Genomic DNA, 321 nt, shown 5'->3' on the forward strand with positions numbered 1-321 from the left:
ATGGTGCGCCCATTTCTTTCCAATTAGGGAACAGCTCATTTAACGCTGTTGGTTCTAGAACTGCGCCAGACAGGATGTGGGCGCCAACCTCAGATCCTTTTTCTACAACGCATACGCTGATTTCATTACCAGTCTCTTCAGCGATTTGTCTTAGACGACAGGCTGCTGATAATCCAGCGGGGCCACCGCCGACAATGAGTACGTCAAACTCCATCGATTCACGTTCCACAATAGGTCTCCTCGTGCATATACGTTATATAGCGTCCTGATGTTAAGCCTGTTTAGCTGGACCAGAGCGCAGTTTTTAGTTTCCGCTTTTTT

1 protein-coding gene is annotated in these 321 nt (G+C 47.7%); it reads right to left on the reverse strand.

The annotated features are described in order from the left end of the window. Positions 1-214: NAD(P)/FAD-dependent oxidoreductase (locus A3756_RS03920; protein ID WP_255376504.1), on the reverse strand; the 214-nt coding region annotated here is incomplete at its 3' end. Between the last annotated feature and the right edge of the window lie 107 nt (positions 215-321).

Source organism: Oleiphilus sp. HI0086 (genome assembly GCF_001635225.1).